The 25285-nt window shown below is 72.9% G+C and carries 23 protein-coding genes; 14 read left to right on the top strand and 9 right to left on the bottom strand.

Annotation, left to right across the window (positions count from 1 at the left end; genetic code table 11):
* Positions 1 to 42: 42 nt before the first annotated feature.
* The gene (locus EDD93_RS31180) at positions 43 to 1041 is read left to right on the top strand and encodes an MASE1 domain-containing protein (RefSeq protein ID WP_123529482.1); all 999 of its coding nucleotides are present in this window, start codon (positions 43 to 45) and stop codon (positions 1039 to 1041) included.
* Between the two features lie 18 nt (positions 1042 to 1059).
* Here EDD93_RS31180 and EDD93_RS31175 read toward each other — a convergent pair whose 3' ends face one another.
* The gene (locus EDD93_RS31175; protein WP_123528835.1) at positions 1060 to 2319 is read right to left on the bottom strand and encodes an FAD-binding protein; all 1260 of its coding nucleotides are present in this window, start codon (positions 2317 to 2319) and stop codon (positions 1060 to 1062) included.
* Between the two features lie 418 nt (positions 2320 to 2737).
* Here EDD93_RS31175 and EDD93_RS31170 point away from each other — a divergent pair, with 418 nt between their 5' ends.
* Positions 2738 to 4240, top strand: a complete 1503-nt coding sequence (locus EDD93_RS31170) for an exopolysaccharide biosynthesis polyprenyl glycosylphosphotransferase (protein ID WP_185092576.1) — start codon at positions 2738 to 2740, stop codon at positions 4238 to 4240.
* Positions 4241 to 4333: 93 nt separating this feature from the next.
* Here EDD93_RS31170 and EDD93_RS31165 read toward each other — a convergent pair whose 3' ends face one another.
* Positions 4334 to 5317, bottom strand: a complete 984-nt coding sequence (locus tag EDD93_RS31165; protein ID WP_123528832.1) for a GDP-L-fucose synthase — start codon at positions 5315 to 5317, stop codon at positions 4334 to 4336.
* 112 nt (positions 5318 to 5429) lie between these two features.
* Here EDD93_RS31165 and gmd point away from each other — a divergent pair, with 112 nt between their 5' ends.
* The 4 genes from gmd (at position 5430) to EDD93_RS31140 (ending at position 10483) form a co-directional block, all read left to right on the top strand.
* Positions 5430 to 6443, top strand: coding sequence for a GDP-mannose 4,6-dehydratase (gene gmd, locus EDD93_RS31160; protein WP_123528830.1), 1014 nt, complete (start codon positions 5430 to 5432; stop codon positions 6441 to 6443).
* A 250-nt stretch (positions 6444 to 6693) separates the two neighbouring features.
* The gene (locus EDD93_RS31150) at positions 6694 to 8949 is read left to right on the top strand and encodes a LamG domain-containing protein (protein ID WP_123528828.1); all 2256 of its coding nucleotides are present in this window, start codon (positions 6694 to 6696) and stop codon (positions 8947 to 8949) included.
* Positions 8946 to 9659 (top strand): hypothetical protein, encoded by a 714-nt coding sequence (locus EDD93_RS31145; RefSeq protein ID WP_123528826.1) that lies wholly within the window; start codon positions 8946 to 8948, stop codon positions 9657 to 9659. Before EDD93_RS31150 ends, EDD93_RS31145 begins: the two co-directional genes overlap by 4 nt.
* The gene (locus EDD93_RS31140) at positions 9656 to 10483 is read left to right on the top strand and encodes a glycosyltransferase family 2 protein (protein ID WP_123528825.1); all 828 of its coding nucleotides are present in this window, start codon (positions 9656 to 9658) and stop codon (positions 10481 to 10483) included. The genes EDD93_RS31145 and EDD93_RS31140 overlap by 4 nt, the downstream gene beginning before the upstream one ends.
* Position 10484: 1 nt before the next feature.
* Here EDD93_RS31140 and EDD93_RS31135 read toward each other — a convergent pair whose 3' ends face one another.
* Positions 10485 to 11645: a glycosyltransferase gene (locus EDD93_RS31135; protein ID WP_123528823.1), complete on the bottom strand. Its 1161-nt coding sequence runs from the start codon at positions 11643 to 11645 to the stop codon at positions 10485 to 10487.
* A gap of 104 nt (positions 11646 to 11749) precedes the next feature.
* Here EDD93_RS31135 and EDD93_RS31130 point away from each other — a divergent pair, with 104 nt between their 5' ends.
* Positions 11750 to 13264 carry a hypothetical protein gene (locus EDD93_RS31130; RefSeq protein WP_185092575.1) on the top strand — a complete coding sequence of 505 codons (1515 nt, stop codon included), beginning with the start codon at positions 11750 to 11752 and terminating at the stop codon, positions 13262 to 13264.
* Here EDD93_RS31130 and EDD93_RS31125 read toward each other — a convergent pair.
* Genes EDD93_RS31125 through EDD93_RS31115 form a run of 3 tightly spaced genes read right to left on the bottom strand, consistent with a single transcriptional unit; the run spans position 13233 to position 17529 of the window.
* Positions 13233 to 14477: a hypothetical protein gene (locus tag EDD93_RS31125; protein ID WP_123528821.1), complete on the bottom strand. Its 1245-nt coding sequence runs from the start codon at positions 14475 to 14477 to the stop codon at positions 13233 to 13235. The genes EDD93_RS31130 and EDD93_RS31125 overlap by 32 nt on opposite strands.
* On the bottom strand, positions 14474 to 16252 hold the full coding sequence (locus EDD93_RS31120) for a lipopolysaccharide biosynthesis protein (RefSeq protein WP_123528819.1): 1779 nt from the start codon (positions 16250 to 16252) through the stop codon (positions 14474 to 14476). Before EDD93_RS31120 ends, EDD93_RS31125 begins: the two co-directional genes overlap by 4 nt.
* Positions 16249 to 17529: a glycosyltransferase gene (locus EDD93_RS31115; RefSeq protein ID WP_123528817.1), complete on the bottom strand. Its 1281-nt coding sequence runs from the start codon at positions 17527 to 17529 to the stop codon at positions 16249 to 16251. Before EDD93_RS31115 ends, EDD93_RS31120 begins: the two co-directional genes overlap by 4 nt.
* Positions 17530 to 17743: 214 nt before the next feature.
* Here EDD93_RS31115 and EDD93_RS31110 point away from each other — a divergent pair, with 214 nt between their 5' ends.
* Entirely contained in the window at positions 17744 to 18190 is a 447-nt protein-coding gene (locus EDD93_RS31110; protein ID WP_123528815.1) for an adenylyltransferase/cytidyltransferase family protein, read from the top strand.
* Here EDD93_RS31110 and EDD93_RS31105 read toward each other — a convergent pair.
* Together EDD93_RS31105 and EDD93_RS31100 are read right to left on the bottom strand one after the other, a co-directional pair.
* A complete protein-coding gene (locus EDD93_RS31105) occupies positions 18159 to 18896 on the bottom strand; it encodes a CDP-alcohol phosphatidyltransferase family protein (RefSeq protein ID WP_123528813.1) in 738 nt (245 codons plus the stop codon). The two genes, EDD93_RS31110 and EDD93_RS31105, sit on opposite strands and share 32 nt — an antisense overlap.
* A 139-nt stretch (positions 18897 to 19035) precedes the next feature.
* Complete coding sequence (locus EDD93_RS31100) at positions 19036 to 19734, bottom strand: ribonuclease H (RefSeq protein WP_123528811.1); 699 nt, start codon at positions 19732 to 19734, stop codon at positions 19036 to 19038.
* A 173-nt stretch (positions 19735 to 19907) separates the two neighbouring features.
* On the opposite strand from EDD93_RS31100, the gene EDD93_RS39465 reads away from it, so the two are divergent.
* The 3 genes from EDD93_RS39465 to EDD93_RS31090 all read left to right on the top strand — a co-directional run bounded on the left by EDD93_RS39465 (position 19908) and on the right by EDD93_RS31090 (position 21595).
* Positions 19908 to 20090: a DUF6381 family protein gene (locus tag EDD93_RS39465; protein ID WP_148083917.1), complete on the top strand. Its 183-nt coding sequence runs from the start codon at positions 19908 to 19910 to the stop codon at positions 20088 to 20090.
* Between the two features lie 221 nt (positions 20091 to 20311).
* Positions 20312 to 21046 (top strand): SDR family NAD(P)-dependent oxidoreductase, encoded by a 735-nt coding sequence (locus EDD93_RS31095; protein WP_123528810.1) that lies wholly within the window; start codon positions 20312 to 20314, stop codon positions 21044 to 21046.
* 21 nt (positions 21047 to 21067) lie between these two features.
* Positions 21068 to 21595, top strand: a complete 528-nt coding sequence (locus EDD93_RS31090) for an HAD domain-containing protein (protein ID WP_123528809.1) — start codon at positions 21068 to 21070, stop codon at positions 21593 to 21595.
* Positions 21596 to 21620: 25 nt separating this feature from the next.
* Here the strand turns inward: EDD93_RS31090 and EDD93_RS31085 are convergent, their stop codons facing one another.
* Complete coding sequence (locus EDD93_RS31085) at positions 21621 to 22490, bottom strand: UbiA family prenyltransferase (protein WP_123528808.1); 870 nt, start codon at positions 22488 to 22490, stop codon at positions 21621 to 21623.
* A gap of 118 nt (positions 22491 to 22608) precedes the next feature.
* Here EDD93_RS31085 and EDD93_RS31080 point away from each other — a divergent pair, with 118 nt between their 5' ends.
* Genes EDD93_RS31080 through EDD93_RS31070 form a run of 3 tightly spaced genes read left to right on the top strand, consistent with a single transcriptional unit; the run spans position 22609 to position 25214 of the window.
* Positions 22609 to 23664 (top strand): type III polyketide synthase, encoded by a 1056-nt coding sequence (locus tag EDD93_RS31080; protein ID WP_123528807.1) that lies wholly within the window; start codon positions 22609 to 22611, stop codon positions 23662 to 23664.
* Between the two features lie 12 nt (positions 23665 to 23676).
* Positions 23677 to 24204, top strand: a complete 528-nt coding sequence (locus EDD93_RS31075; RefSeq protein WP_123528806.1) for an isoprenylcysteine carboxyl methyltransferase family protein — start codon at positions 23677 to 23679, stop codon at positions 24202 to 24204.
* Positions 24201 to 25214: an NAD(P)/FAD-dependent oxidoreductase gene (locus tag EDD93_RS31070; protein WP_123529478.1), complete on the top strand. Its 1014-nt coding sequence runs from the start codon at positions 24201 to 24203 to the stop codon at positions 25212 to 25214. The genes EDD93_RS31075 and EDD93_RS31070 overlap by 4 nt, the downstream gene beginning before the upstream one ends.
* The last annotated feature ends 71 nt before the right edge of the window (positions 25215 to 25285 follow it).

Below are 25285 nucleotides of genomic sequence, written 5' to 3'. Positions count from 1 at the left end.
CCTCCAGCCGGGTCCGGTGTCTGATGAGATCTGATGAGTACCGTGATCCGCAGTGAGGAAAACCGGCGCAGGGCCGCGGCGCTGCTGCGCATCCTGGCAGTCGCGGCCGCCTACTACGTGGGCGGGGGTCTCGGCCTGCTGAGGCAGGTGACCGTCCACGGTGCGATCGTGACACCGCTCTGGCCGCCGACCGGCATCGCCCTGGGCTGCCTGCTCATCTTGGGACTGCGCATCTGGCCCGGGATCGCCATCGGCTCCCTGGTCGTCATCGCCACGCTCAGCGGCTCCGTGACGCCGTCGACGGCCGCCGTCGTGGCGGGCAACACGCTCGCACCCGTCTGCGCCTGTCTGATGCTGCGCCGGGTCGGCTTCCGGGCGGAGCTGGACCGGCTGCGCGACGGTGTCCTGCTGGTCTTCCTGGGGGCGCTGGCCGGCATGGCCGTCAGCGCGACGGTGGGCAGCGCCATGCTGGCGGTGGACGGCAAGCTGCCCGCCACCGGGTTCTGGACGGTCTGGGTCGCGTGGTGGGCCGGGGACGCCATGGGGGTGCTGGTGGTCACGCCGCTGGTGCTCGTGGTGCTGCGCAAGGCGCGGCTGCCCCGGATGTCCGACCGGTGGATCGAGGCCGGCGCGCTGCTGGCCGTCACGGTCGCGGGTTCACTGGTGGCCACCAGGGGCCCGCTGTCGATGCTCTACCTGGTGTTCCCGATCCTCATCTGGGCGGCGCTGCGGTTCCAGCTGGCGGGCAGTGCTCCGTGCGCGCTGCTGGTGTCCGTCCTGGCGGTGGTCGCGGGCACCGAGCAGGTGGGGCCGTTCGCCGGGCACAGCATGCTGGAGGTGATGATCAACCTCACGGTCCTGAACGGGGCCGTGGCGCTGACCTCGCTGCTGCTGGCCGCGATCGTGGCGGAGCAGCAGAACATCCGGCGCCGGATCGAGCGCGCCTGCGAGGAGCTGGCCGATGTGGTGGACCATCTCGCGCCGGGCCGGTCGGCGGCGGCCTGGCCCTCCAGGGCGAGGGACGAGCGCGAGGGCCGCTGATCCCTGCCGCGTCCGGGGTCAGCCCGGGAAGTGCCGGTCCAGGAAGTCGTTGCGGAAGGTGCCGTGCGGGTCGTACCGGGCCATCAGCTTCTCAAAGTCCGCGTACCGCCCGTACAGCGTGCGCAGGACGCCGGGGTCGGTGGTGAACACCTTGCCCCAGTGCGGCCGCGCGCCGAACGGGGCCAGCGCCTCCTCGATCTCGCCGAGCACCGGCGCGACCGCCACGGTGTCCGGTATCCAGGTGAAGTGGAAGGCCACCGAGTCCCGGCCGGACGCCGGGCTGAGCCACAGGTCGTCACCGGCGACGGTACGGATCTCGGAGATCTGGAGCAGCGGGGCGATCCGGTCCCGGAGCCGGCCCAGCGCCTCGTAGGCGGCCGCGGCGTCCTCCCGGGCCACGAAGTACTCCGACTGCAGCTCGTCTCCGTTGCTCGGGGTGAACTCCAGCCGGAAGTGCGGCAGCCTCCGGTGCCAGGCTCCGGCCGCGCCCTGCTGCCGGGTGCAGTTGCCGGCCGGCACACCGGGGATCGGGTGGCGCGGACCGTCCGCGAGCCGTGCGCCCAGCCACTCGGCCGGCGCCTGCCGCACTCCCCCGCTCCCCACCCGCTCCTTCAGCCACACCTGGCCGACCGGCCCCGGACGCCAGTCGGTGAAGACACTGACGCTGTACGCGGCCGACAGCACCTCGTCGAAAGCGCCGGTCAGCCGGGACTCGGGGAGGTCCTCGTACACCCACTGCTGTACGTCGAAGGCCGGGACCACGTCCAGCGTCAGCCGGGTCACCACACCCAGCGCGCCCATCGCGACCACCGCTCCGGGGAATTCCTCGTCACCGCGGCGCAGCGAGAGCGTCCCGCCGTCGGCCGTGACCATGTCCAGGGCCCGGACGGCGCCCGCCAGCGACCGGTTCCCCACCCCCGAACCGTGGGTCCCGGTCGCGCAGGCGCCGGCCACCGAGATGTGCGGGAGCGAACCCAGGTTGTGCAGCGCGAAGCCGCCCTCGTGCAGCTCCCCGGCGAACTCGCCGAAGCGCAGCCCCGCGCTCACCGTCACCGTCCCCCCGGCCGGGTCGATCTCGACCACGCGCGGCAGTCCCGCCACCGAGAGCAGGTCCCCTGTGGTGTCGGCGACGTCGTTGAACGAGTGGCGGGTGCCCAGGGGCCGCACCGAGGTGGAAGCGGCCACCGTCTCCCGCAGCTCGGCCTCCGAGCGGGGGACGCACAGCCGCCTCGCCCCGAACGTGACATTGCCGGCCCAGTTCATCTCCGCGGGAGTCACCGTTCGTCCTCTTTCGCTCGTGGCCGGGCGCAGTCCCCCGGCGGTGCATTCTCCCAGACAGCGTTGTGAGCCTCGCCGGCGAGCAGGCAGCACAGACCAACCGGCCGACCACGTACAGTAGTTGGCGAGGCGCCGGTACATATCCGCACACCGCCCGATTCCGGCGCGTCCCAAATACCAACACCCCCGCACAGAACCTGTGATCCAGCCCGGAACGGGACGAGTTCCGGCTCACACCACATGTCTGAACTTCACTGGAACTCCAGCGAAATGGCACGTGTGTGGATATCGTGCACCGAGCGAGGGCGCATCCGTCAGTCCACAGGATCGGCGGATGCGCCCCGTTTGTGGAGATGCAACTGTGACTGGGGGGTTCATGGGGCATGTCGAGCTACCCGAAACCGGAATATCAGGACCCGTGGGACTGGCTGGGGCGCCGCTTCCACGGACCACTTCGAACCGGCCCCGCAGCCAGGAGTTCGACCGGCTGCCACAGGGCCCGACCGTACAGCGCGAGCGTTCCGCCCGGCCAGGGCCGAAGAACAGACCTGGCCGGTATCTGCCACTGGTCATCTGCTTCGACCTGCTCGGCCTCGGGATTCCCGGCTGGCTCGTGCTGCGCACCGACGGCGAGCCCCGGGCCCTGGCCGGTGCGGTCGCGGCGGCGCTGGGCTGGGGCTGCGTACGGGCCGCGCGCGGCCGGTACTCGCTCCGGACACCCGGCCGGCCGGCCGGGGCGCTGACCGCGTCCGGGGACTGGCTGGTGCTCATCGGCGTGCTCGCGGTGCTCTGGACGGTGGCCGACGGGTCCATCGATCCGGCGGCGGCTGTCGTCGCGCTGATTCCCGGGCTGCTGGCGACGACGGCCGTGTCGGGGGTCCGGCGGCTGCCGGGGCGGCGCAGGCGACGGCCGGCCCGCCGGGTGCTGGTGGTCGGGGCGGCCGCGGGGGTGGACCGGGCGGTGCGGCTGCTCGGTTCCCGGGCGGACCACGGCTACCTCGTGGTGGCCGCCGTGCCCGTGGGGACGGCGGCACTGAGCTGCGAGACCCCGGTCCCGGGGCGGCTCGCGCCCGCGCCGGCCGACGACGACGCCTCGACGGTGCTCGGTGCGGCCTTCGCGCACGAGGCGGACCTGGCCCTGGTCATACCGGGCCCCGAACTCACCGAGGAGCGATTACGACAGTTGTCCTGGGGGCTGCACGACGGCGGACTGGAGCTGTCCGTGCTCTCGCACCTCTCGGAGATCGCGGCGGGCCGGGTCCGTCCCGCGTCGGCGGCCGGGCTGACCCTGCTGCACATCGTGCCGCCACTTCGACGGGGGCCGCAGGCCGCGCTCAAGGCCGCGGTGGACCGGACCGGCGCCGTCCTCGGCCTGCTCGCGCTGGCTCCCCTGCTGCTGCTGGTCGCCGCGGCGGTCCGGTTCACCTCCTGCGGGCCGGTCTTCCACCGGCAGATCCGCCACGGGCAGCACAACCGGCCGTTCACCATGTGGAAGTTCCGCACGATGGTGGCGGACGCCGAACAGCGCCGCGAGCGGCTGGCCACGTCCAACGAGAGCGACGGCCCGATGTTCAAGATGCGGCGCGACCCCCGGGTCACCCGCGTCGGCCGGCTGCTGCGCCGCTCGTCCCTGGACGAGCTGCCCCAGCTCCTCAACGTCCTTCGAGGTGACATGTCCCTGGTCGGTCCGCGCCCGCCGCTGCCGGACGAGGTCTCCCGCTACGACGAGCGCGAGCTGCGGCGGCTCTCGGTCAAACCGGGGCTGACCGGCCTGTGGCAGGTCAGCGGGCGCTCCGACCTGTCCTGGCAGGAGACCGTGTCGCTGGACCTCTGGTACGTGGACAACTGGTCGGTGGCCACGGACATGGGCCTCATGGCCCGCACGTTGCGCGCCGTCACCGACGGCCGAGGGGCGTACTGAGTGCGGCGGCCGGTGCGAGGTGCCGGAGGGGTCCGGGTGGGCGGCGGGACGGTGCCCGCCCACCCGGCGGGCCGGGCCGGGGCCGGCGCCCGCTCAGACCTTGGCGCCCTGTTCGGCGAGCCACCAGGCGTAGGTGGCGGCGATGCCGTCACGCAGCGCGATCTGCGGGACGAAGCCGAGGGAGGTCAGCCGGGAGACGTCGAGCAGCTTGCGCGCGGTGCCGTCCGGCTTGCCGCTGTCCCATTCCACCCTGCCCTGGTAGGACGTCACATCAGCGACGGTCGCAGCGAGTTCACGGATCGTCAGGTCCTGGCCGGTGCCGACGTTGACGGGCTCGTCGCCGTCGTAGCGCTCCAGCAGCAGCACGCAGGCGGCGGCCAGGTCGTCGACGTGCAGGAACTCCCGCCGGGGGCTCCCGGAGCCCCAGAGCGTGACGGCCGGCGCCCCGCTCGAGCCCGCCTCGTGGAAGCGGCGGATCAGCGCGGGCAGGACGTGCGAGGTCTCCAGGTCGAAGTTGTCGCCGGGCCCGTAGAGATTGGTGGGCATCGCGCTGATGTAGGAGGCGCCGTACTGCCGCCGGTAGGACTGGGTCTGCACGATGCCGGCGATCTTCGCGAGCGCGTACGCCTCGTTGGTCGGCTCCAGCGGGCCGGTCAGCAGGGCGCTCTCGGGGATGGGCTGCGGAGCGTGCTTGGGGTAGATGCAGGACGAGCCGAGGAACAGCAGCCGCCCGACGCCCGCCGCGTGCGCCCCGGCGACGACGCTCAGCTGGATCCGGAGGTTCTCCTCCAGGAACTGCACCGGGTACGTGCTGTTGGCCATGATCCCGCCGACCTTGGCGGCGGCCAGCACCACGGCGTCCGGCCGGGTCTCGCGCAGGAAGGCCTCGGTCCGCCCGGCGTCGCACAGGTCCAGGCGGTCGCGGCCCCGGGTGATCACCTCGTGACCTTCGGCGCTCAGCCGGCGCACCAGCGCCGAGCCCACCAGACCTCGGTGGCCGGCGACGAACACCCGGGCGCCGGGCCGTAGCAGGGAGGGGACGGATTCCTGGGAAGGGCCGGGCAGTTCAGTCGTCATGGCTCGGATTGTGCCAGCAGCTCCATGACGCGGTGACGTTTTACCGCAGATCGCTCAAACTCTGAAATTTCGACGGCCAACAGCCTCACGGACGACCACAGAAGGGGGAGACGTGGCGAAGACCGCGCTCATCACCGGCGTGACCGGACAGGACGGTTCGTACCTGTCCGAGCTGCTGCTCCACAAGGGATACACGGTCCACGGACTCATCCGCCGTTCGTCGAGCTTCAACACCGAGCGGATAGACCACATCTACCAGGGCCCGGAGGAGGCGGACCGCTCCTTCGTCCTGCATCACGCCGATCTCGCGGACGGGGTCGCCCTGGTGAACCTGCTGCGCGACATCCGGCCCGACGAGGTCTACAACCTCGGCGCGCAGTCGCACGTCCGGGTCTCCTTCGACGCGCCGCTGTACACGGGGGACATCACCGGGCTCGGCACCACCCGGCTCCTGGAGGCGGTGCGCGCCAGCGGGATCGACACCCGCGTATACCAGGCCTCCTCCTCCGAGATGTTCGGCGCCAGCCCGCCCCCGCAGAACGAGCGGACACCGTTCCACCCGCGCAGCCCGTACAGCGTCGCGAAGGTCTACTCGTACTGGTCCACGGTCAACTACCGTGAGGCGTATGGGATGTTCGCGGTCAACGGGATCCTGTTCAACCACGAGTCCCCGCGCCGCGGCGAGACCTTCGTGACCCGGAAGATCACTCGCGGGGTGGCCAGGATCAAGGCGGGGCTCCAGACGCATCTGCACCTGGGGAACCTGGACGCGGTACGCGACTGGGGTTACGCCCCCGAGTACGTCGACGCGATGTGGCGGATGCTCCAGTGCGACGCCCCGGACGACTACGTGGTGGCCACCGGCGAGGGGGTCAGCGTCCGGCAGTTCCTGGAGTACGCCTTCGAGCACGCCGGTCTGGACTGGCGCGAGCACGTCCGCCACGACGCGAAGTACGAGCGCCCCAGCGAGGTCGACGCACTGGTCGGGGACGCGTCCAAGGCGGCGGAGCTGCTCGGCTGGAAACCTGCCGTGAAGTCCCGGGAGCTGGCCCGGATCATGGTCGACGCCGATGTGCGGCAGCTGGCCGACCAGCTCACCGGGGCCGCCGTACGGGTGGACCGGTGAGCGGCCCCGGGCTCACCCACGACTCCCGCCCGTCGCTCGCCCCGACGGTGCCGGGGACCATCCCCGGCGCGACCGCCGGTTCCGCCCAATGCCCGGTGGAACCGTTCGCGCCGGCGCCGGGCGGGGCCCTGTGCTCCGCCTACTCGCTCGCCCTGACCTGCTACGGAGCGAATTCGCGGCGCAGCAGGCCGGGCGACGTCTCAACCGCGGCCCACCGGCCGCAGCTCGTTCTCACCTTCGGAGCTGAATGATGAACGAAAGTACGGGGCGCAGATCCCGTGGGCGCGGCCGGGTACGGGCCGCGGCCGCCGCGCTCTGCCTGCTCGCCGGGGCCCTGAGCGCCGCCGCTGCCGGGGGCTCCCCGGCGTCGGCGCTGACCCCTCCGGTCTCGATCACCGCCGACGACCTCTCCACCTGGCAGACCAACGGAATCGTCTGGTCGATGGCCGCGACGGACGACGGGGTCGTCTACGCGGGCGGCACCTTCTCCACCGTACGGCCGCCGGACGCACCGGCCGGGACGTCCGAACAGCCCGCGCTGAACTTCGCCGCGTTCAACGCCGCCACCGGGGCGCCGAACGGCTGCGAGCTGTCGTTCACGCAGTCCTCGGGGACCGCGACCGTGCGGGCCCTGACCCTCTCCCCCGACGGTGAAACCCTATACGCGGGTGGCCAGTTCGGTTCGGTTAACGGCGTCGGGGTGAGCAACATCGCGGCCATCGACACGGCGACCTGCACCCCGCGCACGAACTTCAAGCTCGCCGTGTCCGCGACGGTCAGGGCCCTGGCCGTCACGGACGACACGGTCTATCTCGGCGGCGACTTCAACACCGTCGCGGGGCAGACGCGGAACAAGTTCGCCGCGGTCACCACGGGCGCGGAGCTGAAGCCGTGGAAGGCCAACACGGACGAGGTCGGGCGGGCCCTCCAGGTCACTCCCGACGGCTCGCACGTGGTGATCGGCGGCGACTTCTTCACCGTCAACGGCACCACCTCGCACGCGCTCGCGGTGGTGAACGCGACGACGGGCGCCCTGGACAAGAGCTACCCGGGCTTCATCCCGAACACCTCGACGGTGCAGGACCTCACGGCGGACGCCAATAAGTTCTACACCGCCAACGAGGGCACCGGGGGCGGGGTCTTCGACGGCCGGATCGCGGTGGACCTGACCACCTTCCAGCAGGTGTGGCGCGACACCTGCCTCGGTGCCACCCAGGCCGTCCTGGTGCACAGCGGGGTTCTGTACAGCGGGAGCCACGCGCACGACTGCTCCTCGATGGGCGAGTTCCCGGACCAGCCGCGCAAGCACCTGCTGGCGCAGTCCGTGGACGACCCCAAGCTGCTGCCGTGGTTCCCGGACACCAACGACGGGATCGGGGAGCCGGTCGGCCCCCGGTCGTTGGCCCAGACCGACAAGGGCGGGCGCCACTACCTGTGGGTGGGCGGCGAGTTCACCACCGTCAACAGCTCTCCGCAGCAGGGGCTGACCCGGTTCGCCGACGGGCCCGACACGGGGGCGCCCTGGGTGCCCAACGTCAGCGTCTCCACGGTCGCCGCGGGCAAGGTGGACGTGAACTGGCAGACGAGCTTCGACACCGACGACGGCGAGCTGACGTACCGGATCTACAAGGACGGCGCGAGCGCCCCCGTGTACACGACGACGGGCTACTCGGTGTTCTGGGACCGGCCGCAGCTGCGGTGGACGGACACCGCCGTCGCGGCGGGCGAGACGCACACCTACCGGATCACCGCGAGCGACGGCATCAACACCAGCGCCAAGTCGCCGGCGGTGACCGCGACCGTGGCGGCGAAGGCGGAGAGCTACCCGGCCAGGGTGCTGTCCGACGGGGCGAGCCTCTACTGGCGCTACGACGAGGGCACGTCCACCTTCGCCGCCGACACCGGGGCCGGCAAGGACAACGGCTTCCTGCGCAACACGCCCTCCTACCGGCAGACCCCGGCGGCCGTGTCCGGCCCCTCGACCGCCATCGGGTTCAACGGGAGTACCCAGTACGCGTACAGCAACCGGAGCCACAACCAGACCTCGAAGTTCTCCGTGGAGACCTGGATCAAGACGAAGACGACCCGGGGAGGGAAGATCATCGGCTTCGGCTCCAACACGCTTGAGAACAGCGGCAAGTACGACAAGCACGTGTACATGCTCAACAACGGGCGTCTCACCTTCGGCACCCACAACGGCGGTGGCCAGACCGTCAGCACGACCGGGGCCTACAACGACGGTGCCTGGCACCACGTCGTCGCCACCCAGGGCTCCGGCGGCATGGCCCTCTACGTGGACGGACAGCTCCGCGCCTCGAACACGCGGTACACCACGAACGAGTCCTACACCGGCTACTGGCGGGTGGGCGGGGACAACCTGGCGACCTGGCCGAACCGTCCGGCGAGCGACTTCTTCGCCGGGCAGATCGACGAGACCGCCGTGTACCCGACCGCGCTTACCGCCGCCCAGGTCAGTGCTCACTACGCCCTGAGGACAGGTGGATGAGACATCCGTTCCTGGCCGGCGCCGCCGTCGTGATCACGACGGCGGCGCTGGCCGCCTGCGGTTCCTCCTCCGCCTCACCGGGCGGGGGCGGGGAGAAGACGGTCGGCGCCGGCCCCGCGGCGTCGGCGCCGGCGGGGCCGGCGGCCGGTGCGTCCGCGGAGCCGGACGGCTCCGCCCCGGCCGCTCCGCGGGCCTCGCGCTCCAGCGCGGTGCCCAAGACGCCTACCGACGAACTCACTCCGGCCACCGGCACGTTCACCAGGAAGGAGAAGAAGTACCTGGTCGACCGGGTGCCCAGGGGCATGGACCCGGCCGCGGTGCTCCAGAGCGGCCAGGAGACCTGCGACCGGCTGACGTACCTGGTCAAGGTCGACCGGGACATCGCGATCGGGGCCGTGGCCACGGGCGAGATCGCTGATGCCGAACCCGCCGCCGGCCAGCTGTGCACCCAGCACCGGGGCCTGGTGGAACAGGCCGCGCGGGCGTACCCCGACGGCACGTACCGGGGGGCCCGGCTGCGGCCGGGCCGCTACCGCGATGTCGCACCCACCAAGAACTGCGGCTGGGAGGTCACCGGCGCGAACGGCAGGGTCCTGGCGTCGGGCTCGTCCGACGACGGGAAGCGCAGCAGCGTCACCATCCCGGCGACGGCCCGCGCCTTCACCTCCACAGGCTGCTACGCCTGGCTGCCCGAAGGAGGCAACGGATGAACAGACTGCCGATAGCCGTGGCCATCCCCACGAAGAACGAGGGGCTCAACATCGCCGAGGCGGTGAAATCGGTCCTCGGCCACTTCGAGGCGGTCGTCGTGGTCGACTCGCACAGTACGGACGACACGGCGAAGATCGCCGCGGAGTGCGGGGCCGAGGTCGTCATGTACACCTGGGACGGCGGTCACCCCCGTAAGAAGCAGTGGTGCCTGGACCACGTCCGCACGGACCTGGACTGGATCCTCCTGCTCGACGGCGACGAGCGGCTGAGCCCCGGTCTGCTGGCCGAGCTGCGGCAGGTCTTCGCGGATCCGGACGCGCCGAGACCCGCCGCGTACGACATCCCGCTGGGGTACTGGTTCTCCGGGAAGCGGCTGCGGCACGGCTACACCATCCGCAAGCGGTCACTGACCGACCGCACCCGCAGCCGGTACCCGGACGTCGGGGATCTCGACGCGCCGGGCATCGGTGAGGTCGAGGGCCACTACCAGCCGGTCGCGGAGAGTGCCGGGGCGCTGCGCAACCCGATCGAGCACCAGGACCTCGACCCGGTGACCGCCTGGTTCGAACGGCACAACCGGTACTCGGACTGGGAGGCGTGGCTGGAGCACCATCCCGAGGTGAAGGAGCAGGTGCGCAGGGTCAAGTCCCGTCAGGGGCAGCTGTTCCACAAGGCGCCGTTCAAGCCGCTGGTGTCGTTCGCGTACATGTACGTGTACCGGCGGGGCTTCCTGGACGGACGGGCGGGCTTCGACTTCGCCCTCGCGATGAGCTTCTACCGGTGGCAGATCGCGCTGAAGTCGCGCGAGGCGCCTGCCCGTTGATTCACCGGCGCTTCCGGCGGACCACGTCCTCGTAGGTCCGCCGGAGCGTCCGGGTCACCACGTCGATGGTGAAGTCCGAGCCGACCAGCTCCCAGGCGGCCTGCCCGGCCTCGGCGTTGGCCTTCGGCTCCAGCAGTTCCAGCACCGCCCGCGCGACCTTTCCCGCGTTGGCCGCGTCCTCGCCGACCCGGCTGTCGATCACCCGGCCCGCCCCGGCCCGCGCGATGTCGGGAGCGAGGCCGCAGGTGCGGGTGATGACGGCGGGGGTGCCGACGGACATCGCCTCCAGGACCGAGACGCCGAGGGGTTCCTCGATGGACGGCAGGACGTACACATCGGCCTGCCGGCCCGCTTCCAGCACCTCTTCGTGGCCGAGCGGTCCCACGTGGTCGAGCGAGTCCAGCACGCCGAGCTCGCGGGCGAGCCGGAGGGTGCCGGGCAGCGCGCCGGTGTCCGGTCCCGCGAGCACGAACCTGGCGTCCGGGTGCTCCGCCAGGACGGCGGGCATCGCTGCGACGAAGTCCTGGGGGCGCTTGCGCTCCTGTATCCGGGCGAGGAAGAGCACCGTCGGCGGCCGCCCGGGGTCCCGGCCGGGCTTGCGCTCCTGCGGCCGTACGCCGTTGACCAGGCGAACGGTCCGGGTGAGCGGGACGGGGGCCGCGACGGCGTTCACATCGACGCGCTCGGCCTCGGTGAGGTGCAGCACGGCGTCGGCGCGGCGCAGGACCCTCCGTACGCCGAGCAGGTCGGTCAGCTGCGCGACCCGGTTCTCGGTCGGGTCCACCATGCCGTGGGTCTGGACGACGAGCGGGGTCCCGGACCGCAGGGCGAGGAGCGCGGCGGGCAGCGTCACCAGGTCGCGCATGAGGTGCACGTGGACGAGGTCGGCACCGCGCATCATCCGGCGTGCGGCCAGCAGCAGGGGGCCCGAGGTGATGCCGCTGACCTCGAACCGGGGCAGCAGGTGGCGGGCCCGGTGGAGGTGGACCGGCACTCCCTCCACGTGGGAGGGCAGCGGCCCGTCGAAGCCGTCGCCGAGCGCCATGATCCGGGCGTCGTCCCCCTCGGCGCGCTGGACCCCGGAGAGATTCAGGGCCACCCGGGTCGGACCGCCGAACGCGTGGTCCGGGGTGTGCAGTGTGACGACGTGCAGGATCTTCACCAGGGTTCCCCTCGACCTCGGCAGCACTTCACAGACTAGTCATCACATCACCCCAAGTGGGTTGATTCGTTAGAGTGTTCACAGGATCACGGAACGGGGAACAGATGACGTCCGTGCACGGTGTGGCACCGTCCGGTCCCGGCCTCGGGGGCGGGCCGCCGAGCCGGGTGGAGCCGCTTGCCAAGCCCATGTCGTGGGCGATGCTGTCGCGCGCGATGGCCGTACCGCTCATCCTCGGCCTGGTCTGCTTCCTGCCGGCGCTGATCGCCGCACAGCCCGGGAGCGGGACCCGGGACACCGGGTACTGGCTGCAGCTGGTGCTGACGTGCTACTCGGGGGCACGGCTGGCGACCATGATCCTGTCGACCCGGCGCCGGCTGCTGCAGGGCGTCTTCTGGATGTTCGTGTACATCGCGATGGGCGTCGCCCCGTTCGCCCAGGCCGTGATCGGGCAGACCCCGACCCCGCTGGTCGGGCCGCGCTCCGATCTGGTGACCGCGATCGCGCTGGTCCTGGTGGGGTGCGCGGCGTTCGACCTCGGGGCGCTGCTGGCGTCCCGGCGTCCACTGCGCAGGCGTACGACCGACCGAGGGAGCGGCACCGGCGCCACCGCACACCCGGTCCGGCTGCGGCTGCTGGTGCTGCTCGCGTTCGCCGCGAGCGGCTACTACGTGCTGAAGCTCGGCGGGCCCGCGGTGTTCTTCTCCAGCCGCCAGGAGATCAGCGCGTCGGTCGCGGAGAGCGGGGTGGTGTCGGGCGGGTCCAATGTGGGCTCCGCGTTCCTCAAGGGGTTCGGCACGGTTCCGGCGCTGCTCGCGCTGCTCTTCTTCACCCGGCGCCTGGTGACCTCGCGCCGGGCCCGCCGCGCACCCTCGACCGTACTGGTCTGGTTCGCGCTCCTGATCGTGAACCTGGTCGTGAACAACCCGATATCCAATGCCCGTTACTGGTTTCTGACCGTACTGGTCTCGTTCCTCTTCACCGCGTTCCCGAGCAGCGCGGCGATGTACCGCTCGGTGCTGGCGACGGGGGTGATCGGGGCGCTGGTGCTGTTCCCGTACGCCGACCGGTTCCGCTACGACGACTCCGGGTACCGGCCGGTCCAGTCGTCCTCGGTCTTCGAGCCGCTGGCCACCAAGGACTACGACCAGACCGTCATGTTCGCCAACACCATCTCCTGGGTCGACACCCGGGGCCACACCTACGGCCGTCAACTGGCCGGATCCGTCTTCTTCTTCGTGCCCAGGGCGGCGTGGAGCGGCAAGCCCGAGGACACCGGGGTGCGGGTCGGGCAGTGGATGGGGATGAACATGACCAACCTCTCGGCGCCACTGTGGACCGAGCTGTGGGTCGACTTCGGCCCCCCGGGAATGATCGGCGGCTTCGCCCTGATCGGTTACGCGGCCGCGCGCACCGACCGGCGGTACGCGCGGGCGGTCTCCCGGGACGGCCCGGGGCCCGGCAGCGTCCTGGCGATCGCGGCTCCGCTGATCGCCGGGTACACCTTCATCCTGCTGCGCGGCCCGCTGCTGCAGGCGGCCGGGAAGCTGGCGGTCGCCGCGCTCTGCCTGGCGCTGGTCACGAGTCTCAGGGAGCGGAACGGACGGCGGTCGCACTGACCGGGGGCCGTGCCGGGCCCCCGCGACGGTTCAGCCGGGCCACCCTGCTCCAGGTGGCGATCGCCTTGCAGACGGAACCCAGGCACAGGCCCCAGGCGGCGCCCGGCACCCCGCCGAGCCAGTACCCGCCGATCAGGAAGCCCACCGCCGTGAGCGAGAAGACCACCTGGATGGAGAGCGTGGTGCGCGGATCGAGCAGTCTCAGCGCCAGCAGCCCGCAGGTGCCGACGGCCATCGCCGCGTACTGACTGCCGGTCGCCGGGAGCAGCGCGGCCGCTGTGGGCCAGGTATCCCCCAGCAGGTGGCGGCCCACCGATCCCGGCAGCAGGGCCAGAACGGTGGCCCAGCCCGCGGCGGTCGCCGCCAGTACAGCTGCCAGCGCGGCGGTGGCCCGCACCCGCAGCCGGTCGGTGGCGAGCCGTCCGAGCAGCGGGGGGCCGAAGCCGGTGGCGGAGGTGAACAGCACGTTCAGCGGACCGAAGAGGGTGGTCGCGCCGCGCAGCGCACCGACCACGAGGGGGTTGCCGACCACGCCGAGGCCGAGCACGGAGAGCTGACTGCCGGCGTTGCCCACCCCGAACTCGACGACGAACCGCCGGCCCAGGTACCCGCGCCGCAGCAGCGGTACCAGCCGCAGGGGCGTTCCGGCCGTCCGGCGCTGCAGCACGGTGACGGACAGCAGGAGCGCCGGCAGCGCGGACAGGCCCCAGACGGCGACCAGGCGGGCGGCCGACGCACCGTGCGGCTGCACGGTCAGGGCGCCGAGCACGCAGACCAGCCGGAGCGTGTCCGCGGCCAGGGCCAGGTGCTGCGCCTGGAGCGTGGCGAAGGCGTAGCGGGCCGTGTCCTGCGCGAGGACGACGGGCAGCACGAGTCCCAGCGCCATCAGGGCCCGCGCGGTGTCCCCCGCGAGGGCCGCGCAGACGGCGGCGAGCAGGGCGCCGAGGACGGCCGAGACGAGCAGCGTGAAGGCGACGGCCGAGCGGCAGGCGCCGCGGGTCTCCTCGCCCGCGCCCCGGCGCAGCACGAGCGGCTGTCCGGTGTAGGCGCCGAAGACGCCGAGCAGGACGGTGAAGACCAGGTAGACGCCGGAGAAGCGGGCGAAGTCGGAGACGGTGGAGAGCCGGGCCGCCACCACCAGGACCGCGATGTTGGTGAGCGCCGCCACCCCCTGGTCCGCGACCGAGCAGGCGACCGCGGTGCGTGCCTTCATCTGTGTCCTGCGGAGCTGCTGTGGCCGCTGCCGCCGCCCTGGCCGTTGCCGCCGCCGGGCCTGGTGCTGCCGGCGTCCAGGGTGCGCAGGCCGAGCGTCTCGGCGGGGTCTGCGGCGCGGCCACCGCCGGTCCGGGGACCTCCGTCCGGCTGTGCGCGGCCGCCCTGCCCGTCGCGGCCCCTTCCCGGTGCCTGCGCGTCGCGGGCGCCGCGCTCGGCCGCCTTCCGGCGGGCCCGGCGCTCGGCCCGCCCGTGTCCGGGATGCAGCAGGGTGCCGAGCACGGAGCCGCCCGCGGCGCCGATGATCTCGCGGATCCGTTCCAGGTCGCTGCGGTGCACCTCGCGCGGGTCGCAGACCACCACGACGCCCTCCACCCGGTCGATGAGCGCGACGGCGTCGGCGAACGAGAGGACGGGCGGGGCGAGCACGATCACGACGGCTCCCGGCCGGCCGCCCTCGGCGACGATCCGGCCGACGGGCGCGGACGTCAGGGCGCGGGGCACGTTGTCCATCCGGCGGCCCGCGATCAGGGTGAAGGCCCCCGAGCCGGGCACGTCCACGTTGGTGCGGCTGTCGGACGGCCAGCCCCGTTCGTCGCGCTCGGCGGCCCAGCGGGGCCGTCCGCCCCGGGTCGCGGCGCCGAGGTCCCTGGCCAGTGACGGAGTGCGCAGATCGGCCTCGACCAGCAGCACGTCGCGCCCCATCTCCGCGAAGGCGGCCGCCAGGTTGACCGCCGCGGCTGCGGCCATGGCGTTGTCCCCGCGGGGCGCGGTGACCAGGAGCCGACGCCGCTCGGCGAACGAGGGGTCGTACGCGAGCCGGAAGGCCACCGCCCGGTACTCCTCGGCCAGCCGGCTGCCGCCGCGTCCGATGGCGAGCAGCCGGCCCGCGGCGGCGCGCTCCCTGGGCAGGGTGCCGAGCAGCGGGGCGCCGAGCGAGCGGACGAGTTCCCTGGTGGAGCGGACCGCCGGGTCGAAGACGAGCCGTACCCAGGAGAGCAGCAGGCCGAGTGCGAGTCCGACGACGCCGCCGAGTCCGAGGAGCAGGGGCAGTCCGGCGCCGGTGGGCTGCTCGGGTGCGACCGGCTTCTTGTTCAGGTAGCCGGGCGTGGTGTCCAGGGCGCGCAACTCCGAGATCTTCTGGCTGAGTTCGGAGATGGCGACGATGATGTTGGCGCGGGCGCTGGTGACGTCGCTGCCGACGGTGCCGGTCTCCTGCTCGGCGAGCCGGTCGCGCTGTTCGGTGAGCGGCTTCAGCTGGGCGCGGTAGCCGTCGACCATGTTGTCGATGCTGTTCTCGGTGCGCTCCCTGCGGATCTCCAGGTAGGCCTCGGCGAGCGCCTGGGCCCGCGCCCTGGCCTGTTCGGGGTCGCGGGCGGTGTAGGAGAACCTGAGGACCAGGGTGTTGGGCGGGTTGGTGACCTGGAGTCCGGTCAGCAGCTTGCCGACCTCCACCCGGTCGCCGTGCTTGGCCAGCGAGCCGATCGCCACGGTCCCCACGGCGTCGCTGACGGCGGTCTGGCGTTCGGAGCCGATGTTGATGCCCTTGTCGGCCGAGGCGCCCGCCGCGAACGGGTCCGAGGCGGCCGAGCGCACCGACACCTCGCCGGTGGAGCTGTAGGTGTCCTCGCCGCTCAGGGCGAGCCAGCCGCCGCCGAGCAGTCCGAGGACCACGCCGCATGCGAGCAGAGCGCGATAGCGCAGGAGCTGCCTGAACTGGTCCCTTAGCAGCGCGGGTTCGTCCTGGTCCTCCAGGGCGCGGATCGGCTGGGTCATCGGCGTGGTCTCCCTTGGGCGTCCTGAAGAACCTCGGTGAGCAGTGCGTCGAAGCGGGCGAGGCCGGCTTCCCGGCCGAGGTGCTGTGCCACGTACCGGGGTCCGTGGGCGCCGAGTTCGTCGGCGGCGGCCGGCTGCTCGACGAGCTTGCGTACGGCCGCCAGTACCGCGGCCGGATCCTCAGGTGCGACGAGCAGCCCGGCGCCGGAGCGCTGCACCTCCTGGGCGGTGCCCCCCTCGTCCGCCACCGAGGCGACGACCGGGCGGCCCGAGACGAAGTACGAGGTCAGCTTGGAGGGCACGCTCATGTCGAGCACGGAGGCCCGCTGGGTCACGGCGAGGACGTCGGCGGCGGCCAGGACGTCGGTGAAATCGTCCGCCCCCGCCGCCGGCAGGAACTCGACGTTGGGCAGCCCGGCCGCGCGGGCCAGCAGGGCCTCGCGCTGGTTGCCGTCGCCCATCAGCACGATGCGTATCCCGGGGGCGAGCCTGGCCGCGTCGACGAGGACCTCCAGGCCCTGCTTGAGCCCCATGTTCCCGGAGTGCAGGACCACCGGGGTGCCCCCGGGCCAGCCCAGCCGCGCCCTGGTCACGGCGCGTTCGGCCGAAGGGGGCTTCACGTGGGTCCAGTTGGGGACCAGCCGGATGCGTCCGGGGTCGACGCCGTAGGCGGTCACCCGGGGGACGAAGCTCTCGTGGATGACGCCGACGAGGGAGGCGGCGCGCAGTGCGTACCGCTCGGCCCGGGATGCCACCGCCGCCGCCCGGTCGCCGCCCCGGATGCCGCTCTGCGCGGCGGCGGCGCCCATCAGGTCCTGCACGACGGGTATGTACGGGACGCGGTGGCGGCGGGCCAGCCGCGCACCCAGGACGCCGCCGGCGAGGCTCGGCATCTGGGAGATCACCGCGTCCGCCCGCACCGGGGGCGGGGAGACCAGGCCATGGGCGAGGACGGTTGCCTCGAACGCCGCTCTGCGCAGGGCGCTCTGACGGGGCGGCACATAGTGTCTTCGCCGGTGGACCGTCACCCCCGAGCGCTGCTCCTCGGTCCGCCACACCCCCCGGTACGCCGACTCGGTGCGCCAGGACGGATAGTGCGGCATGCCGGTCAGCACGTGGGTCTCGGCGCCGGACGCGGCCCAGTGTTCCGCGAGCTGCGCGGCGTACGGGCCGATTCCGGTGAGTTCGGGCGCGTAGTTGGTCGAGACGACCAGCAGACGGCGGTCACGGAACGGCCCGCGCCGGTCTGCGTACGGCAGCTGATCTGCGTCTGGCATCGGAACGCCCGCCTTCCCCCCGGAGCCACCTGTGTTCCCCCCAAGGAACAGCCCCAAAAGTGAGCTTATCCGTTCACGTGATGCGCAAGTGGTCTTCACAGTAAGGTCGTTGCACGATCAACACCGATACCGATATCCCACCGGACCGGATGCCATGTCCGGAAAACCACCGCTGGGACACGGACATCACGTTCACCGTGGGGGGAGAGAACGGATGGTGCACAGGGTCGGCTACGCGCCGGGTGTCTACGACCTGTTCCACGTGGGTCACCTCAACATCCTGCGGCATGCCCGCAGCCAGTGCGACTACCTGGTCGCGGGGGTCGTCTCGGACGAGATGGCCGCGCTCGCGAAGGGCCGCGGACCGGTCATTCCGCTGCCGGAACGGCTGGAGATCGTACGGAGCGTCCGGTACGTGGACGCCGCCTTCGTCGAGACCGTCCCCGACAAGGTGGAGACCTGGCAGCAGGTCAGGTTCGACGTCATCTTCAAGGGGGACGACTGGCGGGGCACGGAGAAGGGCAAGCGGCTCGAACGCGACTTCGCGGAGGTCGGCGTGGAGGTCGTCTACTTCCCGTACACCGTGCACACGTCCAGCACTCAGCTGCGCCGGGCGCTGGACTCGCTGGTCAGTGCGCCCGGAGCGCTTTCAGCTCCCTGAACCACTTGGCCAGGAACGCCACCAGGAACAGCGCGTGCACGGCGGCGAGCGCGGCATAGCCGATCCGGAACGCCGTCTCGTCGCCGAGCAGCAGGAACACCAGGCAGAACACCCCGTAGTCGGCCGGCAGCAGCGCCACGGCCCGCAGCCGGGAGACCGCCTGCGGGGGCCCGCCGCCGTCCGGCTCCGGACGGCCGGCGGCGGCCGCCTTGCCGAGCTGTTCCCGCAGCAGCCCCGCGCAGAAGGTCAGCACCGCCACGAACAGGAAGCCGAGCGGCAGGAGCAGCCAGCCGTCGGCCGGCAGCGCGAAAGAGCGCTGGAACGAGATCAGTACGGCGGTGTGGACGAGGATCATCTTGGCGCAGTCGACGACGTGGTCGAGCCATTCGCCGTCGGGGCCGCCCCGCCCGGTGAGCCGGGCGAGCTGCCCGTCGGCCGAGTCCAGCGCGAAGCCCACGACGAGCCCGAGCCAGACCAGGACCGCCAGCCCCCAGGTGGGCCTGGCCAGAGCCAGGGCGGCGATGGACGCGAAGGTGAACGCAGCGCTCACCAGGGTGACTTGATTGGGTGTCATACCCAGCCGGAAGGCGGCTGCGGCGAAGATCCGGCCGGCCGGCCGGTTCACGTACCGCGAGTAGAGCGACACCCCCTTGGCCGTCTTCTGCGCCCCGCGCAGTTCACGCAGCACCGTTCCCGTGCTTTCCATACGCCCCCCAGCGTGTCACCGTCGTCCGCGGCTCCGGCGGCGCGTCGACCGCTTCGCCGGAGCCGCATCATGGCACGCGCGGCCCGCCGCGCGGGGCGGATCACCGGGACCCGTACGGGGGCGTTCCGGGCGGTGCGCGTCAGACGGATGCGGTGCGGCACTCCGGGTGGCCCCAGCCCTGGTCGTTCTTCGCGATCGTGTCCTTGGCCGCGTAGGGCTTGCCGCAGTGGCACCGGCCCGCGTACCTGGCGCGGATGGTCGCGCCGCTGCGGGCCGTGCCACCCGTGCTCTTCGCCGTGCTCTTCGCCGCACCGCCGGTCCGGCGTCCTTCGGAGGCGCGGGCGGCCACGGGCACCGGCAGGTCGGCCGAGCCCTGCGAGGTGCCTGCCGCGCGCTGCGCCACGGCCGCCTCGCTGCACGCCTGGTCGGCGAGGGCGTTCAGCGGGTCGCCGTCCACCTGGTGGGCGGGCACGTAGACGAAGTCCACCGACCGGCCGGTCAGCAGGGCGTCGATGCGGACCACCAGCTCCCGGTTGGCCACGGGCTTGCCCGCCGAGGTCTTCCAGCCGTTGCGCTTCCAGCCGCGCAGCCACTTGGTGACGGCGTTCATCGCGTACTGCGAATCCATCCGGACCTCGAGGGCCACCCCCGGGTCGACGGACTCCAGCAGTTCCCGCAGCGCGGTGAGCTCGGCGACGTTGTTGGTGGCGGTACCCAGGGGCCCCGCCTCCCACCTGAAGGGCCTGCCCTCCGCGTCGGCCACCACATACGCCCAGGCCGCAGGCCCCGGATTACCCTTCGATGCCCCGTCACACGCGGCGATCATGCGCTCGTTCATACCCCAGATCATGCCAGCGCCGGGGACCCGCGAGTCCCGCGCCTGCCCCCGGCCCGTTCCCGGAACCCGCCTCACCTGGCACCTTCACGGTACGTAGCGGTTCGGGGTGCGATGGTCGCGGAGCGCTGGTTCTCTGAGGGGGCCCGCTCTTCCCTACCGTTCAAGGAGCGACGATGAGCGTTGCAGGAGAATCCGGCCGAGCCGACCAGATGCGCGAGAAGGCCAGGCACATGGCCGAGGCCGCGGAGCGCACCAAGGACCCGGAGCAGCGCCGCCGGCTGCAGGAGAAGGCCCAGAAGCTCCAGGAGCGGAGCGACCAGCAGGCCGAGCGGGGCGGCAGCGACCTCCCCGTGTAGTACCGCCTCGTGTGCGGTACCGCTCACATGTACGTCCGGTGGACTGTCACTCTTCCATGAGTGGGTGGCAGTCCACCGAGTCGTTTCCGGAAGCCGTCGGGCCCGTTTCGGGTTCGTAACGCCGCTTCGGGGCGGCCACGGGACGGGGTTCGGCCACCTATTTCTACGATGGTCCCCTCCGCGGGGGCCGCCGGGTCTCCGCACGCGAGTCAGGGGCATCCATGAGCCGTCATCCCGTCACCGTGGTCACCGGCGGCAGCCGCGGGATCGGCGCGGCCGTCTGCGTGCGTCTGGCGGCCGACGGCCACGACATCGCGCTGGGCTACCGCTCGGACGCTGCGGCCGCCGAGGCCGTGGCCGAATCCGTGCGGGCGACGGGCCGGCGCTGCGTCACGGTGCGCATGGACACGACCGACGAACCGGGTGTCGACCAGCTCTTCCGGGCGGCGGCCGACGGGCTCGGCCCCGTCACCGGGCTCGTCAACAACGCGGGCGTCGGCGGCCCGACGGGCCCGCTCGCGGACGCCGACGCGGCCGGGCTCCGGCGCGCCCTGGACGTCAACGTCATCGGGTACCTCCTGTGCGCGCGGCGGGCCGTGCGCGACATGAGCCGGACCGGTGGCGGGGCCATCGTGAACATGTCCTCGGCCGCCGCCACGCTCGGCGGCCCCGGCGAGTACGTCCACTACGCCGCCGCCAAGGCCGCGGTGGACACGATGACCATCGGCCTGTCCAAGGAGGTCGCCGCCGCCGGTATCCGGGTCAACGCGGTGTCGCCCGGCATCATCCGCACCGAGTTCCACGAGGACCCCGAGCGCCCGGACAAGGCCGCCGCCGGCATCCCGCTGGGCCGGCCCGGTCAGCCGGAAGAGGTCGCCGGAGCCGTCGCCTGGCTGCTCTCGGACGACGCCTCGTACGCCACCGGGGCGATCCTGCGGGTGGCGGGCGGACGCTGAATCCGGCGGTACGGTGCGGCGGTGACCGATTCGGGCGGGCCTCCGCTGCTCTTCCTCGACGTCGACGGCCCGCTCCTGCCGTTCGGCCCGGCAACCGGGCCCGGCGGCATCCACCCCACGTATCCGGACGGCCCGCTCCCGCCCGGGGCCGGGGCGCATCCGCTGCTCGCCAGGATCGATCCGGCACTCGGGCCCCGGCTGGCCGCGCTCGGCTGCGAGCTGGTGTGGGCGACGACCTGGACGCACGAGGCGAACGAGGTCGTCGCGCCGCGGCTCGGGCTGCCCCAGCTCCCCGTGGTGCTGTGGCCCGGTCCGTCGGCCGAGGACGAACGGGACGCGCGGGCCGGGCTGCACTGGAAGACCCGCACGCTCGTCGGCCGGGCGGCGGGGCGGGCCTTCGCGTGGGTCGACGACGAGATCGGGGACGCGGACCGGCGATGGGTGGCCGCACACCACGAGGGGCGGTCCTTGCTCCACCGCGTCGATCCCGGGCGCGGCCTCACCGACGCCGATTTCCGGCAGCTCGACGCGTGGCTGCGTACGGCGTGAGGCCGCGTGCCGGCCCCGTTCCGGGTCACACCGGGGCGGCACCGCGCACCAGCAGCAGCGCCACGTCGGCCGCCGCGACGACCACGGCGGCGGCGAGCGCGGCCTCGCGCCAGTACCGGCCGAGCACCAGCCCGGCCAGCGCGGCCGGCGCCGCCACCGCCAGGGTCAACGCTCCCCAAAGGCCCGGGGGTCCGGCCGGTCCGAACGCCAGGACCGCGGAGGCCGCCAGCAGCGGCACCGGCAGCAGCAGCCGGGTGCCGGCGACGCCCAGCCGGTGCGGCAGTCCGCACACCCCGCCCCGCAGGTCGTCCTCGATATCGGGGAGCACATCGCCGAGATGGGCGGCGAGGCCGAGCAGCGCGCCGGCCGTGACGGCCCACCAGGCCGGGCCCGGACTGCCGGGCAGGGTCAGGGCGGCCACCGCCGGCAGGGCGGCGAAGCCGATCGCGTAAGGGAGCCAGGACAGCGGGGTCGCCTTCAGCCGGAGGTTGTACGCCCAGGCCGCCGCCACCGCGGCCAGGTGCACCGTGCCCGCGAGCAGTCCGCAGGCCAGCGAGAGCGGAACGCACAGGAGCGCGGCGGTGAACGCCGCCGTCCACACCGTGCGGCGGGTCACGGAGCCGTCGGCCACCGGCTTGCCGCGTCGCCCGGACGCCGCGTCCCGCCGGGCGTCGAAGGCGTCGTTGCACCATCCCACCGAGAGCTGCCCGCTCAGCACCGCTGCGACCAGCAGGGCGAGGCGGACCCCGTCGAGGCCGACACCGACCCCCAGCGCACCGGCCAGCACACTGACCGCGACCACCGGGCCCGGGTGGCAGGAGCGGGCGAGCGACGCCGCGCGGCGCGGCGGCCGGCCGGTCACGGCGTACACGCGCGGCGGGTCGGGGGTGGCCATCCGGTGATCGTAGGTACTCCGTGCCGGAGGGACATGACAGCCACACGGGACGTTTGCGCCGTTTTGTCCTCCGAGTGGGGCAGGGTTGGGCCATGACGTCTCCGAATCAGGACCCGGGATGACCCGGATCGCCGCCGTCCACGGCACCCCGGCCCCGTACCGCCACACACAGCGCGAGGTCACCGACATGGTGGCCCGCACCTGTCTGCCGCCCGGGACCGGCCGGCAGGTGCTGGACCGGCTGCACGAGAACGCGCGGGTGCGCACCCGGAACATGGTGCTGCCGCTGGAGCGGTACGCGGAGCTGGGCGGGTTCGGCGACGCCAACGACGTGTTCATCCGCTCGGCCGTGGACATGGGCGCGGACGCGCTGCGCGGGGCGCTGCGGACGGCGGGGCTGCGGCCCGAGGACGTGGACCTCCTGATGTTCACGTCCGTCACCGGGGTGGCCGCCCCTTCGGTCGACGCCCGGCTGGTGGGGCGGCTCGGGCTGCGCCCCGACGTGAAGCGGCTGCCGGTCTTCGGGCTCGGCTGCGTGGCCGGGGCCGCCGGGGTGGCCCGGCTGCACGACTATCTGCTCGGCCGCCCCGACGACGTGGCGGTGCTGCTCTCGGTGGAGTTGTGCTCGCTCACCTTCCAGCGCCACGACGCGTCGACGGCCAACCTGGTGGCGACCGCGCTGTTCGGTGACGGGGCGGCGGCCGTGGTCGCGCTCGGCGCGGGCCGGGCGGCCGGTGCCGGGCCACAGGTGGTGGCGACCCGCAGCCGCATGTATCCGGAGACCGAGCACGTGATGGGCTGGGACATTCGCGGTTCCGGCTTCAAGGTGCTCCTCGACCCGGCCGTCCCCGACGTCGTGCGCCGGTATCTCGCGGACGACGTGCGCGGCTTCCTGGCGGAGCACGGGCTCAAGCCGAAGGACGTGGCGCACTGGGTGTGCCACCCGGGCGGCCCGAAGGTCCTGGAGGCGGTGTCCGAGGTCCTCTCGCTCCCCGACGGCGCGCTCGACGTCACCTGGAACTCGCTGGCCGAGGTGGGGAACCTGTCCTCCGCCTCGGTGCTCCACGTACTGCGGGACACGCTGGAGCAGCGGCGGCCGGAGCCGGGTTCCCCGGGGCTGCTGCTGGCGATGGGACCGGGATTCTGCTGCGAACTGGTGCTGCTGCGCTGGTAGTCCGGAGGAAACATGATCTGGTACACGGCGCTGGTGCTGGCCGTGGCGGGCGAACGGCTCGCCGAACTCTTCGTCGCGCTCCGCAACACCCGCTGGGCGCTGGCCAGGGGCGGGGCCGAGACCGGCCGCGGCCACTACCCGGCGATGGTCGCGCTGCACACGGCCCTGCTGCTGGGCTGTCTCGCGGAGGTCCGGCTGGCGGACCGGCCGTTCGTGCCGCTGTTCGGCTGGGCGATGGTGGCGGTGGTGGCGGCGGCTCAGGGCCTGCGCTGGTGGTGCGTCCGTACGCTCGGACACCGGTGGAACACCCGCGTGATCGTCGTTCCGGGGCTGCCGCTGGTGACCGGCGGGCCGTACGGGCTGCTGCGTCACCCGAACTACGTCGCCGTCGCCGCCGAGGGGCTCGCGCTGCCGCTCGTCCACGGCGCGTGGCTGACCGCGGCCCTCTTCACGGTGCTGAACGCGGCGCTCATGACCGTACGCGTCCGGTGCGAGGAGGCGGCGCTGACCGCGACGACGGCGGCGGACGTGCCGGCGTGATCGACGTGCTGGTGGCGGGCGGCGGCCCGGCGGGGCTGGCGGCGGCGATCCGGGCGGCCCGGCTCGGCCTGGAGACGGTCGTCGTCGAACCCCGCGCCTCGCCCATCGACAAGGCCTGCGGCGAGGGCATCATGCCCAGCGGAGTCGCCGCGCTGCACGCCCTCGGCGTCGAGGTGTCCGGGCACCGGCTCCGCGGCATCCGGTACGTGGAGGGGGCGCGCAGCGCGGCAGCGGTGTTCCGGGGGCGGACGGGGCTCGGGGTACGGCGGACCGAGCTGCACGCCGCCCTGCACGGCCGGGCGGTGGAGCTCGGTGTCCGGATCGTGCCGGGCAAGGTCGCTGGCGTACGGCAGAGCGAGGACCGGGTCAGCGCGGGCGGACTGACGGCCCGTTGGCTGGTCGCGGCCGACGGGCTGCACTCGCCGCTCCGCCGCGAGCTGGGCCTGGACGGGCCGGGCTCGGCGGTGCGCAGGTACGGGCAGCGCCGGCACTACCGGATCGCCCCGTGGACGGAGTTCGTGGAGGTCCACTGGTCCCGGCGCGGCGAGGCGTACGTGACGCCGCTCGGGGAGGGCCTGGTGGGTGTGGCCGTGCTCAGCCGGGAGCGGCGCTCCTACGAGGAGCACCTGACGGCGTTCCCCCGGCTGGCCGCCCTGCTCGCCGGCCGGGACGCGGGAGCCGTGCGCGGCGCCGGGCCGCTGCGCCGGCGGGCGCTGGACCGGCGGGCCGGGCGCGTCCTGCTGGTCGGTGACGCGGCGGGCTATGTGGACGCGCTGACGGGCGAAGGGGTGGCGCTGGCCCTGGCGACGGCCGCGGCCGCGGTGGACTGCCTGGCCGCCGGCCGGCCGCAGGACTACCCGGCACGGTGGCGCAAGCTGACGAGGCGTCATCGATGCCTCACCGAGGGGCTGCTGGCGGTCGCCCGGCATCCGGCGACGGCGCGCCTGATCGTCCCCGCCGCATACCGCGCACCTGCGGTCTTCGGCGCGGCGGTGCACGCGCTGCAGTAGTCACCGAACCGGCGGGCATCGAGTGCGCCGGCAGCACGGCCGGTGACGGACCGCTGTGCCAGACTGCGGGA

It is taken from the genome of Streptomyces sp. 840.1 (assembly GCF_003751445.1).
Taxonomy (GTDB): Bacteria; Actinomycetota; Actinomycetes; order Streptomycetales; family Streptomycetaceae; genus Streptomyces.
Note: the sequence above shows the minus strand (reverse complement) of the source record. Positions and strands in the feature narration are given on the sequence as shown.